Origin of the sequence: Nocardia sp. NPDC057440 (genome assembly GCF_042802915.1) — a bacterium.
In the GTDB taxonomy this organism is placed as follows: Bacteria; Actinomycetota; Actinomycetes; order Mycobacteriales; family Mycobacteriaceae; genus Nocardia.
Genome location: NZ_JBHVDF010000003.1, coordinates 151,435 through 165,834, shown reverse-complemented (window position 1 = coordinate 165,834; position 14,400 = coordinate 151,435). Strand labels below are relative to the sequence as shown.

Annotated in this window: 14 protein-coding genes; 7 read left to right on the top strand and 7 right to left on the bottom strand. The window is 65.9% G+C overall.

The genetic code is table 11. The features are described from left to right. Positions 1-4: 4 nt before the first annotated feature. The 3 genes from cysC to ACFU4Z_RS07340 form a co-directional block, all read right to left on the bottom strand. On the bottom strand, positions 5-1,843 hold the full coding sequence (cysC, locus tag ACFU4Z_RS07350; protein ID WP_379060519.1) for an adenylyl-sulfate kinase: 1,839 nt from the start codon (positions 1,841-1,843) through the stop codon (positions 5-7). Continuing rightward, positions 1,843-2,757 (bottom strand): sulfate adenylyltransferase subunit CysD, encoded by a 915-nt coding sequence (gene cysD / locus ACFU4Z_RS07345; protein WP_379060885.1) that lies wholly within the window; start codon positions 2,755-2,757, stop codon positions 1,843-1,845. Before cysD ends, cysC begins: the two co-directional genes overlap by 1 nt. Positions 2,758-2,876: 119 nt before the next feature. After that, on the bottom strand, positions 2,877-3,764 hold the full coding sequence (locus tag ACFU4Z_RS07340) for a helix-turn-helix domain-containing protein (protein WP_379060518.1): 888 nt from the start codon (positions 3,762-3,764) through the stop codon (positions 2,877-2,879). A 117-nt stretch (positions 3,765-3,881) separates the two neighbouring features. Between ACFU4Z_RS07340 and ACFU4Z_RS07335 the strand changes: the two genes are divergently transcribed. Genes ACFU4Z_RS07335 through ACFU4Z_RS07325 form a run of 3 tightly spaced genes read left to right on the top strand, consistent with a single transcriptional unit; the run spans position 3,882 to position 7,025 of the window. Then, complete coding sequence (locus tag ACFU4Z_RS07335; protein ID WP_379060517.1) at positions 3,882-5,045, top strand: hypothetical protein; 1,164 nt, start codon at positions 3,882-3,884, stop codon at positions 5,043-5,045. Beyond that, complete coding sequence (locus tag ACFU4Z_RS07330; RefSeq protein ID WP_379060516.1) at positions 5,045-5,821, top strand: SDR family oxidoreductase; 777 nt, start codon at positions 5,045-5,047, stop codon at positions 5,819-5,821. Before ACFU4Z_RS07335 ends, ACFU4Z_RS07330 begins: the two co-directional genes overlap by 1 nt. Positions 5,822-5,861: 40 nt before the next feature. Then, complete coding sequence (locus ACFU4Z_RS07325; protein WP_379060515.1) at positions 5,862-7,025, top strand: sulfotransferase family protein; 1,164 nt, start codon at positions 5,862-5,864, stop codon at positions 7,023-7,025. A 131-nt stretch (positions 7,026-7,156) separates the two neighbouring features. Here ACFU4Z_RS07325 and ACFU4Z_RS07320 read toward each other — a convergent pair whose 3' ends face one another. Continuing rightward, positions 7,157-7,831, bottom strand: coding sequence for a PaaI family thioesterase (locus ACFU4Z_RS07320; protein WP_379060514.1), 675 nt, complete (start codon positions 7,829-7,831; stop codon positions 7,157-7,159). 228 nt (positions 7,832-8,059) lie between these two features. Here ACFU4Z_RS07320 and ACFU4Z_RS07315 point away from each other — a divergent pair, with 228 nt between their 5' ends. Further along, on the top strand, positions 8,060-8,710 hold the full coding sequence (locus ACFU4Z_RS07315; RefSeq protein WP_379060513.1) for an HAD family hydrolase: 651 nt from the start codon (positions 8,060-8,062) through the stop codon (positions 8,708-8,710). Between the two features lie 31 nt (positions 8,711-8,741). Here ACFU4Z_RS07315 and ACFU4Z_RS07310 read toward each other — a convergent pair whose 3' ends face one another. Beyond that, the gene (locus tag ACFU4Z_RS07310; protein WP_379060512.1) at positions 8,742-9,335 is read right to left on the bottom strand and encodes a TetR family transcriptional regulator; all 594 of its coding nucleotides are present in this window, start codon (positions 9,333-9,335) and stop codon (positions 8,742-8,744) included. A 21-nt stretch (positions 9,336-9,356) separates the two neighbouring features. Between ACFU4Z_RS07310 and ACFU4Z_RS07305 the strand changes: the two genes are divergently transcribed. From ACFU4Z_RS07305 to ACFU4Z_RS07295, 3 genes are all read left to right on the top strand, one after another. Beyond that, entirely contained in the window at positions 9,357-9,725 is a 369-nt protein-coding gene (locus tag ACFU4Z_RS07305) for a hypothetical protein (RefSeq protein WP_379060511.1), read from the top strand. Beyond that, positions 9,722-10,216, top strand: coding sequence for a hypothetical protein (locus tag ACFU4Z_RS07300; RefSeq protein ID WP_379060510.1), 495 nt, complete (start codon positions 9,722-9,724; stop codon positions 10,214-10,216). Before ACFU4Z_RS07305 ends, ACFU4Z_RS07300 begins: the two co-directional genes overlap by 4 nt. Before the next feature lie 72 nt (positions 10,217-10,288). Beyond that, complete coding sequence (locus ACFU4Z_RS07295; protein ID WP_379060509.1) at positions 10,289-10,432, top strand: hypothetical protein; 144 nt, start codon at positions 10,289-10,291, stop codon at positions 10,430-10,432. Here ACFU4Z_RS07295 and ACFU4Z_RS07290 read toward each other — a convergent pair. Further along, complete coding sequence (locus ACFU4Z_RS07290) at positions 10,418-11,656, bottom strand: MFS transporter (RefSeq protein WP_379060508.1); 1,239 nt, start codon at positions 11,654-11,656, stop codon at positions 10,418-10,420. The two genes, ACFU4Z_RS07295 and ACFU4Z_RS07290, sit on opposite strands and share 15 nt — an antisense overlap. Next, a complete protein-coding gene (locus ACFU4Z_RS07285) occupies positions 11,649-13,439 on the bottom strand; it encodes an HEXXH motif domain-containing protein (RefSeq protein ID WP_379060507.1) in 1,791 nt (596 codons plus the stop codon). The genes ACFU4Z_RS07290 and ACFU4Z_RS07285 overlap by 8 nt, the downstream gene beginning before the upstream one ends. Between the last annotated feature and the right edge of the window lie 961 nt (positions 13,440-14,400).

Below are 14,400 nucleotides of genomic sequence, written 5' to 3'. Positions count from 1 at the left end.
GCCGTCAGTCCAGATCTGCCAACTTGGCGAGGATGGTGGCGGCCATGGCGGCAGGATCCCCGTCACCGGGACGCAAGATCAGTTCGGGATTGGCCGGTACGTCATACGGGTCGTCGATTCCGGTGAAGCCGCGGATCTCCCCGGCTCTGGCCTTGGCGTACATCCCCTTGGGATCGCGGGATTCACAGATCTCCAGCGGCGTGTCCACGAAGACTTCGACGAAGGCGATGCCCGCGGCTTCATGAGTGGCTCGTGCCCTGTCGCGATCGGCCTGGTAGGGACTGATCAGGGAAACCACCGCCACCACACCGGCTTCGGCGAACAGTCGGGCTACTTCGCTGACGCGGCGGACGTTTTCGACACGATCCGCCGCGGCGAAACCCAGGTCGGAATTGAGGCCGTGCCGCAGATTGTCGCCGTCCAGCAGGAAGGCGGGGCGGCCCGCCGCGACCAGCCTGCGTTCGAGTTCTACCGCGACAGTGGACTTTCCGGAGCCGGAGAGCCCGGTGAGCCAGACAGTCATGCCCTTGGTCGCGCGCTCGTCGCGCCCGACGGCGGTGGAGTGCCAGACCACTCGGGAGGACGGCAGGCTCGGTCCGGTGATCATGCCCGCGGCGACGGTGTTGTTGGTGGTTTCGTCGACGAGGATGAAACTGCCGGTGGTGCGGTTGCGGCGGTACGGATCGAACAACAGCGGCTGCCGGGTGCGCAGCTGAATACGGCCGATCTCGTTGAGCGACAGGGACTCCGCGGTCTCGTCGCGGTGCAGCGTGTTCACGTCGAGTCGATAGTCGAGGGTGCGGATCTCGGCGGTGGCGGTGCGGGTGGTGTGCCGGATGGTGTAGGTGGCGCCGGGGGTCAGCTCGGACTCCTCGGTGAACCAGCACACCATGGCGTCGAGATCGCGACCGGCGTGCGGCCGGTTGGCCGGGCGGCAGATGAGATCGCCACGCGCGATGTCGATTTCGTCGGTGAGCTGGATGGTGACCGCCTGTGGCGGGAACGCCTCGGTGACCGGGGTACCACCCGGTCCCCAGATCGCCGCGACGGTGCTGGTGAATCCCGAAGGCAGCACGGCCACTTCGTCACCGGGTTTGAACACCCCGCCCGCGACGGTGCCCGCGTAGCCGCGGAAACCCTCGGCGTGCCTGCGGGTCACGTACTGCACGGGGAAACGCGCATCGATCAGATTGCGATCGGAGGCGATATGTACCTCTTCCAGGTGGTGCAAGAGGGGGGAGCCCTCATACCACGGCATAGCGGTGCTGCGGTGCACGATATTGTCGCCGGTGAGCGCCGACATCGGGATGAAGGTGAGGTCGGCGACGTCGAGTTTGGTTGCGAACTGGGCGAATTCGTCGTGGATCTCGTCGTAGCGTTCCTGCGACCAGCCGACCAGGTCCATTTTGTTCACGCACAGCACCAGATGTGGAATACCGAGCAGGCTGGCGAGGAAGGCGTGCCGCCGCGTCTGCTCGACGATGCCCTTGCGGGCGTCCACCAGGATCAACGCGAGGTCCGCGGTGGAGGCGCCGGTGACCATATTGCGCGTGTACTGGATGTGGCCGGGTGTGTCGGCGATGATGAATTTCCGTCGGGGGGTGGCGAAATAGCGGTGCGCCACGTCGATGGTGATGCCTTGTTCCCGTTCGGCGCGCAGGCCGTCGGTGAGCAGTGCCAGATCGGGGTAGTCGTCGCCGCGCTCGCGGCTGGTGCGCTCCACGGCGGCGAGCTGATCGGTGAAGATGGTCTTGGAATCGAAGAGCAGCCGCCCGATCAGGGTGGATTTGCCGTCGTCGACGCTGCCCGCCGTGGCGAGGCGCAACAGGGTGGTCGTCGTCATCAGAAGTAGCCTTCTCGTTTGCGGTCTTCCATGCCTGCCTCGGAAATCCGGTCGTCGGCGCGGGTCGCACCGCGTTCGGTCACTCGGGTCGCGGCGACCTCGACGACCACCTCGTCCGGGGTGGACGCCGTCGATTCGACGCATCCGGTGCACGTCGCGTCGCCGACCGTCCGGAAACGCACCATGCTGTCGTAGGGCTGCTCGCCGTCGAGGAGTTCGAGGAACCGGGTGTGTGCCAGCAGCATGCCGTCGCGCTGCACCACCGGGCGGCGGTGGGCGTAGTACAGCGGCGGCAGCTCGATCCGCTCGGCTGCGATGTAGTGCCAGATGTCGAGCTCGGTCCAGTTGGACAGCGGGAACACCCGAATGTGCTCGCCGGCGCGATGGCGTCCGTTGTAGAGGTTCCACAGTTCGGGCCGCTGGTTGCGCGGATCCCATTGGCCGTATTCGTCGCGGAAGCTGAACACGCGCTCTTTGGCGCGGGCTTTCTCCTCGTCCCGGCGGGCGCCGCCGAATACCGCGTCGAAGGTGTGCTCGCGAATGGCGCGCAGCAGGGTACCGGTCTGCAGGCGGTTGCGGGAAGCGCGTGGTCCGGTCTCCTCGACCGAGCGGCCCGCGTCGATGTCGTCCTGCACCCGGGCGACCACCAGCCGCAGGCCGAGTCGTTGCACCGTGCGATCCCGGAATTCGATCACCTCGTCGAAATTATGCCCGGTGTCGATGTGCATGACAGGGAACGGCAGCGGCGCGGGCCAGAAGGCCTTGGCCGCGAGGTGCAGCATCACCACCGAGTCCTTGCCGCCGGAGAACAACAGCACCGGCCGCTCGAACGTCGCTGCGACTTCCCGGAAGATGTGTGCCGACTCGGCCTCGAGTGCGTCCAGATGTGGCAGCTCGTAGGCGGACCTCCGCATTCGCTCCAGCCGTGCGCGGGTTTCGGACGGACTACGTCCGGCAGCACCTACTTCGGTGCTCGCCGTCGACTTTGCGTACTGGCTCACGTCCCAAAACTAGAACACGTTTCGGTCATTGGTCAATGGGGCGATGTGGGTTTGTGTCCGCCGGACGCGGCGGTTACCGCATCGGCGGCGGCCACGAGAGCGGCTCCGCGGCGGGTGATTTCGGCGCCGGTAATGGCGGTGCCCACATACATGGTGAGCACCATGTTCTGCCTGCCGTCGCCGCCGTAGGTCGGTGCCGCGAGCAAGCTCACCGGATGTTCCTTGCGCGGTCGCAGATCGGTGCCGAGATGGACGCGTTCGCCGAGGCTGGTGACCAGCTCGCCGACGAGTTCGCGCACCTCTTCTGGCAGGTCACGGGCGGCGACGCCGGCCAGCAAGGAGTACAGGCGGCGACCCGCGCCGGTCAGGCTCTCCACCAGGTAACCGCGCTGTCTGCACTCCGCGACGACCTGGCGCAGCCGGTCTACATCCTGCCGCAGCGGCACCGTGGACGGCTTGGTCAGCCAGGCGTCGAAGGCCGCGTCGGAGTCCCACAGCACGTACATCAGGCCGACCGGCGGCGCGAACAGGTAGGAGGCGCCAACCTTGACCATGCCGGGCCCGGTGCTTTCCAGCACTGTGATCTGCTCGCCGACCACTGCCGATGCGGTGCAGGTCGTGCGGTATTCCGCGGTGAGTTTCGCCAGCTCGACCCGCGCGATGGCGGAGATGGCGAAACTGTCCTGGGCGACCCGGCCCGCCGCGATCAGCGCGGGTCCTAGGCCGTAGGTGCGGGTGTGTGCGTCGCGCACCAGGTAGCCGCCCGCGCTGAGCTCGGTGAGAATGCCCAGGCAGGTCGGCTTCGCGAGGTCGAGCTCGCGGGCCAGCTCGGAAAGGCCGAAGCGTTTGCCGCGCTGCTCGACGAAGAAATCCAGCACTTGGACCACCCGCTGGGTGGGCGCGGATCTACGGGCAACCATTGACCACTCCTAGAACACGTTCTAATCTTGCTCGTATCGAAATGTACCAGACCGGTACATATTTGGAACACCTAGCAGCGACTGTTCGCCGGTCGCTCGAGACACCCGGGAAGCCACTTGCTGACACAGCCGTTCGCGGACGCCATCGCCGCCGCCGAGCAGATCATCACCGGCGCACCACACATCCGGACCGAACAGGATCTCGTCGAGGGCTACGACTACCTCGCGGGCAGCATCCGCGCGGCCATCCAGATGGCCTGGGCCTATGAGCGGGACTTTCCGTTCTTCGTTCAGTCCACCGGGCCGTACACGAAAATGGGCCTGGACAACCCGGACACTCTCTACTTCCACTCCTACCTGCGACCCGACGCCGAATATGTGGTGACCGGCAAGCGCGGCAGCACCCGCGACCTGAGCTTCCAGGTGCTCAACGGCGACTACTCGCCGGTCGATGTCCCCGACAGTCTCACCGCATTCGACGACCGCGCGATCGAGGTCGCCGCGGACGGCTCCTACGAGCTGCGCCTCGGACCGGGTGCGGCGCGCCCCGGCTACGTGCATCTCGCACCGGACTCCGCCATGCTCGTGATTCGTGAGGTCTACAGCGATTGGGCCACCGAGAAGCCGGGCACCGTCCGCATCCAGCGGGTGGACCGGATCGGCGACGCGCCGCCGCCGCTGACCAAAGACCTGATGACCAAGCGGTTCGGCGTCGCGGGAAAGATGCTGCTGTCGCGGCTGAACACCTTCCTGGCCTTCCCGAAGTGGTTCTATCTCAACCTGCCCGTCAACACGATGACCGAGCCGCGTTCGACCCCGGGCGGGCTCACGACGCAATTCTCCTCGGCGGGCCACTACGAGCTGGACGACGATCAGGTCATGATCATCACGGTGCCGAAATCCGACGCGCCGTATCAGGGCTTCCAGCTCGGCAGCATGTGGTACCTGTCGCTGGACTACATCAACCACCAGACCAGCCTCACCGCAGACCAGGCGCAGGTCGACCCTGACGGCATGATCCGGCTCGTGGTCAGCGAACAGGATCCAGGATTGGCCAACTGGATCGAACGCACCGGGCACGCGCGCGGATATCTGCAGTTCCGCTGGCAGCGGCTGGCGCGGGAAATGAAGCCGGAAGACGGACCGACGGTGGAGGTGGTGTCGCTCGACGAATTACCGCAGCGGCTGCCGTTCTACGAACAGGCGCGGGTGACTCCGGAACAGTGGCGGGCACGGATCGCGGCGCGACAGGTCGCCGTGGCGGAAAGGATGTTGGGCTGATGTTGTTGCAGGACAAGGTCGTTGTGGTCTCGGGTGTCGGTCCCGGCCTCGGCAGGGCGATCGCGGTGCAGAGTGCGCGCGCCGGCGCCGACGTGGTACTCGCCTCGCGCACCGAATCGCGACTGACCGAGGTGGCCAAGGAGATCACCGAACTCGGCAGGCGCGCGGTGGTGGTGCCGACCGACATCAACGACGAGGCGGCCGTGGTCAACCTGGTCGAGACCGCGCAGAGCGCGTTCGGCCGGGTGGACACCCTGGTGAACAACGCGTTCGCGATTCCGCCGATCACCGATCTGGCGACCGTCGACCTGGACGACGTGCGGGCCGGTTTCGAGACGAATGTGCTTGCGGCACTGCGGCTGACCCGGTTGTTCGTGCCGGCGCTCGCCGAGACGAAGGGGTCGGTGGTGATGATCAACTCGGCGGTGCTGCGGCATTCGCGACGCACCTTCGGTCCTTACAAGATGGCCAAGGCGAGCCTGCTCGCGCTGGCACAGAGTTTGGCCACCGAGCTGGGGCCGCAAGGGATCCGGGTGAATTCCGTTGCCCCCGGCTATATCTGGGCGGACAACCTGAAGTGGTATTTCAACTATCTCGCCGAGCAGCGGGGGATCACCGCCGAAGAGGTCTACGCCGAGACGGCGAAGACCATCGACCTGCGCAAGCTTCCCGAACCCGATGAGATCGCCGATGCCGTGGTGTTCTTCGCCTCGCAGCTGGCGCGGGCGATCACCGGAGCCTGCCTGGATGTCAACGGCGGCGAGTACCACCACTGACCGGGTGCGGGTGTCCCGCATCAATTCTGAGGAGATGACTGTGATCGGCAGAGACGACGTCGGCACCATCGACGATCTGCACGCTTCGGCGACCAAGGTCGTCGGGCTGGACGACTTCGGCGACGACGGCTACCGCGAAGGACTGCAGGTACTGCTCGAGTCCTACGCCAAGGACGCGGAGCTGACCCCTTTCGGCAACAAGGTGAATCGGGCGTTCCTGCGCGGCGCACTGATCGCGCGACTGCTCAGTGAATCCGCGTGGCAGCGGTTTCCCGAGCACGCCGAGGTGGCGATCGAGCGGCCCATCTTCGTGACCGGGTTGCCGCGCTCGGGCACCACGGCCGTGCACCGGCTGCTCAACGCGGACCCGGCGCACCAGGGGCTGGAAATGTGGCTGACCGAGATGCCGCAGCCGCGACCGCCGCGCGAGACGTGGGCGGACAACCCCGTCTACCAGCGGATCGAGGCCGCGTTCGAGAAACATCACGTGCAGCACCCGGAATTCATGGGTGTGCATCATATTTCGGCCGACCAGGTGGAGGAATGCTGGCAGTTGCTGCGGCAGTCGGCGATGTCGGTGTCCTACGAATGCCTGGGTTATCTGCCCGGCTACTCCGACTGGCTGCGCGCACAGGATTGGACCGACGCCTACCGCAGGCACCGGCGCAACCTGCAGCTGATCGGCCTGCCGGATGCGGGCCGGCGATGGGTGTTGAAGAATCCCAGCCATCTGTTCGCGCTGGACGCGATCTTCGCGACGTACCCGGATGCGCTTGTCATCCAGATGCACCGGGATCCGCGCACCATAATCGGATCAGTGTGCAGTCTCAACGAGCAGGCCTCGGCCGGGTGGTCGGACAAGTTCCGCGGACCCGTCGTCGGCGCAGCGCAGTTGGACCTGTGGGCCAGGGGAGCGGACCGGTTCCTCGCCGACCGCAAGCACCACGATGCCGCGCAGTTCTGCGACGTGTACTACGACGATTTCGTCGCCGACCCGATCGCTACCGTCGGCTCGATCTACCAGCGCTTCGGTCTGTCATTGAGTGTCGAGGCCGAATCGGCGATGGCGGCGCTGCATTCGGAGAGCACCTCGGGCGCCGCGCGTCCGGCGCACCGCTACACGCTGGCGGATTTCGGGCTGACCGCGGATCAGGTCGACGCCCGCTTCGCCGACTATCGCAACGAGCACTTCCCCGGCAGATAAGCGACTCGGTGGGACGGATACTGTTCCGCCCCACCGAGATTCGTGCGACGGATGTGCCGGAACCCCGGTCGTGGAGACCCGGCCCGGCATCGCACTCCCGGTATGCAGACCGGACCCTGCGAGCTATCGCCTCACGGCTGCCCGGGCTTGAGCACGATGAACAGGCCGCGTGCTTCGGCGCAGAGCCGGTCGCCGTCGTGCAGGGTGGCGCGCACGAAAACCTTGCGGCCCTCCTGGCGTTCGGCCCAGGCGCGGACCGTCAATTCGGTGTTGAGCGGGGTGATGGATCGGTAGTCCACGGTGAGTGAGGCGGTTCTGGTCACCGCCCCCGCGTGCACGGCAGCGGCCATGCCGAGCAGATCGTCGAAACCGATGGCCACCTGCCCGCCGTGCGCGGCATTGTTGCCGCCGAGATGGAAAGTGCGAAAGGTGACGCGGGCGTCGACACCGTTCGCATCGGCGTGGTCGATCATGAAAGGCGGGAGCGAGATATTTCCGCGGGCAGGCAGATCGAACCTGGTCCAGACGGGCGTGGACCACTCGTCCACGATGGCCGCGTCCAGCTTGTCGTTGAGTTGCTTGAGGACGCCGATCGTCTCCAACGCCAGCTCGTCGGAGGGGCTGGCCAGCCGCACGCGATCCATCAGGCTGCGCACCTGCTCGATGAATTCGCCGTAGTGCGGTCCGCCGCGAGTGATGTCGGTGTCCTGCTCATCGTGTGCGTTGATCAGCTCGGACATCGGCCGGAACCCGCCCTCGTGATGCTCTTGATCGGGTAGCGAGTCGCCGGCCTGCTGTTCGTTCATGAGAACACGTTATCGGTTGCCGGCGGAATGCTCGCCCGGTGGGGTCCGCCGCGTGACTACCGTCGGGGTGCGGCTGTCCCGCCGATTCCGGGGCATGCAATTCGAGTGTTTCAGCTCGCCGGTTACGATGCTCCTCCATCAGGTCTTCCGAAGAACCCGAAAGACGTCGGCAGGCGATTGTTCTTCGATCGGCACTCACCGGCGCGGCTGGCGAAAGGCTTTGTCCCGATGCGTATTACGGCAGTTGTCTTCGATATGGACGGCGTACTGATCGATTCCGAGCCGGTGTGGGAACAGGTGCGGCGCGAGTATGTCGCCGAGAAGGGCGGCCGCTGGCTACCGGATACGCAGCAGCGCTTGATGGGCATGAGCACAGGGGAATGGTCGGACTATCTCAGTGGCGAACTCGGCGTCGGTGAATCGCCCGACACGGTGGCCGACGAGGTGATCGAGCGGATGGCGGTCCACTACGACAAGGGGGTGCCTTTGCTGCCCGGCGCGGTCGCCGCGGTGCAGCGGATGAGTGAGCAGTGGCCGCTCGGTGTGGCGAGCTCCTCGCCGCGCACCCTTATCGACACGGTGCTCGGCCGTACGGGATTGATCGAATTCTTCAATGTCACGTTCTCGACGGAGGAAGTGGATCGGGGCAAGCCCGCACCGGATGTGTACGTGGCCGTTGCGGGCTTTCTGCGTCAGAAGTCGACCGAGTGTGCCGCTGTGGAGGATTCGAGCAACGGACTGCGTGCGGCTCATGCGGCGGGCATGCGGGTGATCGCCGCGCCGCGGCCCGAGTATCCGCCCGCGCCGGATGCGCTCGCGTTGGCTGCGCACGTCATCGGCGGTCTCGACGAGTTGACCCCGGATCTGGTTTCCGAGTAGGGCCGGCCTCGCTCCGTCGTTCCCCGGTGCGTCAGCTCCGGTACGAGGTCAGCAGCGTGCGAGCCGCGGTGGCGAGGTCGGTGTCGAGCCAATCGGGCAGCTCGCGGGAATGGGCATGGCGGCGCAGCGCGGCGTAGGGGAGATCGACGACAGCCCGGCTGACGGCATCGATCTCCCGGTCGCCGTCCGCGCCGAGGAGGTCGCGGGCCAGGCGCCGCAGGTGCTCGAACAATGGCGCGTTCATCCGGTCGAGGCGGCCGCGGAACTCCGCGTCCGGGCCGCCGTCGAGCAGGTCGCTCGGGCGCAAGTTCAGCAGAAGTTTCGCGTCGTCGGGCAATTCGCGACCGAACCGAACTGCCGCGACCGCCATCGCCACCCCTGCCTCGACCGGGTCCCGGTCACCCGCGCCCGCCATGACGCGCTCCTGAAAGCGTGTCAGCGCGCGTAACCACGCCTCGGTGAGGACGCCGTTGCGGTTGCCGAAGCGGTGGTACAGCGTGCCGACGGGTGCGCCGCTTGCCGCGGCGATCGCCGCGACACTGGCCGCGCGGGGGCCGTCGGCGAGCACGAGGGTGCGTGCTGCGTCGAGGATCACATCGGTGTCGTGCTTGCGGGGTGGTGCCATCTACTAGTACGTTCCTTCTATATGGAGCGATTGCCCTACATTGATGAGCATGCCAGATCGATCGACGCGAATCGGGACCGGGCGTGGAAAGCGCTGCTGAAAGTCATGTGTAAGGACCCGGACGACCCGTCTCATCCGCCGACGGGATTCCAGCTCGACTCGGCCGACGCGCCCGCACGATTGGCGTTGTCGGGCAGGCACTGGTTCTCGCGCTACGCGCTGATCTTCGAACTCGACGAAGAGGGGCCGAGTCGGACTCGGATCCGGGCGCAGTCGTGGGGCGAGTTCCCCGGCCTGCACGGCAAGGTCTACCGAGCGCTGGTGATCGGGAGCGGCGGTCACCAAGTGGTCGTGCGCCGGTTGCTGCGCCAGATAGCGGCGGCGGCATGATCCCCGGTCTGGTCTGGGGCGCGACCGAGGCCGAGCGTGAGCAACCCTTGCCGTGCGATGAGCTGGAGTCCGGCGGGGTGCAAGCGGATCGGGCCATCAGCATCGACGCATCACCACAGGTGGTCTACGCCTGGCTGTGTCAGCTGCGCGTTGCGCCCTACAGCTACGACCTGCTCGACCGCTTCGGCCGCCGCAGCCCGCGCCGCCGCGATCCCGAGCTCACCGAACTCGAAGTGGGGCAACGTTTCATGTCCCAGTTCGATCTGGTGTCCTTCGTCCTCGGCAGGCATATCACGCTGGTCACCGGCAAGATATGTGTCACCTATGCGGTGCGGCCCGAGGGAAGCGGGACCCGCCTTGTGGTTCGGATGCATTGCGGTGCACCGCGGATCGTCGCGCGAGCGCTGGCACTCGGCGATCTGTTGATGATGCGCAAGCAGTTGCTGACATTGAAGGAACTGGCCGAGGCCGAACAGCGCGCTCTCGCTTGATGTCCGGGTATCGGGCGGTGTCGGGTTCACGATCGAGCGCACCTTCGCGCTCCGCCGCGCGGTTTCAAGCCGGTGGGAGAGCCGACCGGCAGTCCGCCACCGTGGCGGGCTGCCGGGTTGGAGGGCAGACAGCAGAAACTCATCATGGATCGCGCTGCCCGAGCGGCACTGCTGCGCCGCTGGGACGAGCAGGCTCTCGCCTCAGGAATCGCGTGATGTCAGCGCAAGCGGTAGATCGCGAGAGCGGGTGGTGCGAGTACTTGCGTATGCGGCGAGTGTGCACATGGCCGTGAGTGCTAACCATCGCGTGGTGACGGCGCCCACTGTCGACAACAGATAGCCCGCGCCGAGCGCGCCGAGCGCGACCGCGCCGTTGCAGAACAGTGCCATCGTCGCGACCGCGCGACCGAACGTCTGTTCGGGGATCGCATCGAGCCGGGATATCGTCAACGCGACGTTGCTGACGACCCCCACGCCGCCGATGCCACACCAACACGCAGCCAGCACAAAGGGATTGGCGCTGAACGCCATTGGAACGAGCAGCGCCGTCCATGCCCAGAGCGCGCCCCGATAGACATTCCGGGGAGGGAAGCGAGTGGTGAGCCGTGATGCCGCGGCGGCGCCGAGTACTCCGCCGACGCCCGCGGCGCCGAGCACCACGCCGGCGGTCCACGCGGGACCGTCGCCGTTCTTCAGTTCCACCAGTGTCAGCAGCGAGACGAGCTGAATGACGATATTCGACAGTCCGATCATTGCCGTCGACATCCGTAGGAAAGGTTCGGTCCATACGACACGGAAGCCGTCGGCGATGGTGCGCCGGACCGAAAGACGCTCGGACTCGGCGACTTTCGGCGGTGCCGACGAGTCCGGACGGATCAGCAACAGTGCGACGAGACAGTAAAGATACGACACGGCGTCGGCGATGAACGGCAGCCAACGGGCCACGCCGTAGACCGCCGCACCGGCTGCTCGTCCGACCAGGATGGCGATCGGTTGCTCGGCCTCGACGAACGAGAACGCGGCGGGTCGCTGTGCGTGCGGCACCACGTCGCGGATCGCGCCCAGCTCGCTGAGGTTGACGAAGACGTAGACACTGCCCTCGATGAACGCTGTGACACCGACTATCAGCGCGAGGCTCGGGAGCTGGGCAGCGACCGCTCCGGCAGCCAGGCAGGCCGCGATCAACCCGGTGATCTGGCATATCACCAGGGTCCGGATCCGGTTGGAATAATCCGCGACGATGCCGGCCGCGATCTGGAAGATCAGACTCGGCAGGCTCAATGCGAAACCGACCCATCCCGCCGCGGCGGGCGAGCCGGTCACCGCGAGAACCAGCATGGGGTAGGCGATTCGGACGCCGTGGAATCCCACTAGCGATGTCGCGTTTCCGGACCACAGCAGCAGGAAGTTCCGGTTGGTGTGGATTCCCGATCTACCCATGAGCGCGCGGATACCTCGACAACCACCGCACGAGATCGACGATCTCGACACCTTCGGCATCCGCCAGCAGTACCTGGCACAGGTGGGCGGCGACCTCGGCCCTGTCATCGAGAACACTGAAGTCATCGTCAGGGTGGAGCTTCGGCAACGCCAGCGCCAAGCCTGCCCACAACTGTGGCCGGAGCGGGTCGATGTGCAGCTCCTCGGTGTACAGCGCGACCGCCGCGGCCAGGTCACCCGCCAGATAGGCCCGGTCGCCGCGCGGCTGCTCGGGGATCGACAGAGCTTCGGCCGCGGCGTGGTCCAGCAGCTTCAGCTGCGTTGGAAGGTGCAGGCGGCGATGGTCGTTCGGCACGGCTGTCTGGTCCACATGATCCGCCGGCGGCAGGCCGTCGGGCCGTGGCGCCTGCGCGATCCAGCACGCGGCCAGCTCGGCGATGCCGCCGATGTCCGGTGTCAGGTTCCGCACCTGCCAGAACGTCCGATGCGCTATCGCCACCTCGGACGCGGCGACCCTGACCGCCGTGGGCACGTCCTCCTCGCCCCAGGGGCGCATTTCAGCACTGAGCGCGTTCAGGAAATGCGAACCCGCCTCGGTGAGCAGGCTCGACGTCGATGCCTGCGCCACAGCACCTTCCACCTGCAGACGCCACAATTCGAAATCGACGTTCGCCTGCATCGATCGGTGGCAGTCGGCGTGACGATGTATTCGCCAGAAGTCGGTGACTCCGAAGAACGCGTAGATCCCGTGCAGCAGGCCCATGATCGGACGCGGGTCGTCGCGCCACGGCGCGTAGAAGCGGCACACCGGATCGGGATCGAACAGCACGATCTGATCGGTCAGCAGCGTGAACTTCGTGTGCTGGACCTCATGGATCAGCGTGAGCGCCAGCTGGCATGGGTCCGCGGGGGCCGTGGTGTAGACGCAGCCGACTCCGTCGAATGCGGTGTGGCTCGTGCTCGCCGCGAGTGGTTGTGCGCTCAGCGGCGCCAAAGACTGCAGGCAACTGCGCATCGGCACGAGGTACCGGTCGAAGTCGCGGCGCAGTAGCTCCCAGGCCGCCGCGAAATCCTGTTGCCACGTGCGGGTTTGGGCTGTCGTGAGCCGGGGTGGCTGCTGACCGTCCAGCAGGTGTCGGAACGGGTCCAGGTCGTCCAGGAACACCTCCCGTTCCGCATCCGCCCCCCGCAATCGCCGCAGCGGCAGCCAGGCGGGATCGGACTCGTCATCCCGGGACGGGACGAGAACTGTGCTGGTGCCCCGGGTGAAGCGCAGTGCGCCGTCCCGTGTCCAGTGCAGTTCGCAGTGCCCGTTGTCCCCGGCAGGGCCGAGCTCGGCCCTGCCGATCCCGGGCAACATCACCACGCCGTTCCGCACTACGACGTTGATGGAACCTTCGGGTAGACAGGCGATGTCGCCTGCCGCGGCGAGCCAGCCCAGGTAGCCACAGTCGGCCCACAGTGGGGTCGGCGCGTCGTCGGGCTCGGCATGAAGGCGCTGCAGGACGTGGGCGAGCCACGGGCCGACGTGCGGGTACGACAACAACGTCACGACCTCGGCCGGATGGGATCGTTGCAGTTCGGCCAGCGTCTGATAGGCAAGGGAAAGTCCTGCGGCGTCGGCAATTTCGGGGCGCGATGTGGTTTCGGCGATGAGTGTGCGCAGCAGGATCAGCCGCATCAGTAGCGCGCCTTCGCTCAGCGTCGCGACGGCCGCCTCGGTTCCGTGGCCGGAACTCAAACTGGCTGTGACATCGGAGATCCCGGTGACTGTCGTTGGCATGGGGGTGTCTCCTCGCTAGGTGTTGATGGCAGAGTCGATGTCCGCACGGACACGAGATTCGATGTGGTAGATCAACTTCTTCAGGTCGGCGCAATACACCGAGGGGTTGCGGAATCCGTCACACTCGCGATATCGATGCGCGTAGTGACCTCGGCCGCGGTGTCCAACGGGCAGGCGCGACACGTATCGCTCGGTGTGGCAATCCCGATCTGCCTTGGAATACGAGATCGACAGCGGGCAGCGCGAATCGGCGCGCGTGCTCGCCGATCATCCGGCAGTCGTCGTCGAAAGTCTGATGGCTCATAGTCTTCGGTTGCTCACGCCAACTCTGGTCGGCCATCTCGTAGATATAGCACTAGTCACAAGCCGAATTGCACCTACTGTGAATCTTGACTAGGAACTCGATGAAGGGCAGTGGCTCCCAGCCGCCGCGACATAATTCGTCGACATCCAATCCCGCTACGGGCAAAGAGGGTTGCTCCCTGAAATGTCCTATCGATACAGGCGGCGGCGCCACCTCTTGCTCCCCCTTTACAGATAGTGAAATTGCCGATCGCGCAATCGAATAATCGACCGACAACTCCGGCTACAGTTGTGGGCGACTACTTTCGCCGGACGACATGTCGTTGACCTGGATGGCTGAAGTCTATTGTAAGACAACAGAATTCCTGGCAGTCGCAACTCCCATGGTTGGGAATTGGAAGTTCCCGGGAGAGCATCAGCGGACGCGAGCGCCGCAGAGGGAGCCTGCGGCGCTGGCGGATTGGTGACCTGCCGGCCCGCCCTGCAAATCTGAGATCGATGTCGAACCTCGCACTCGCCAGCCGCCGTGGATAGCTGTTGCATAAGTGCGAGTTATGCTTCCCTGCAACGGGAATGGGCGTGAGCGATCGCACGTTTCGTACGCTTAGGATCACTCTCGGGACGACAACCGGTCACCCATTGGTAGATATCCCGTTTC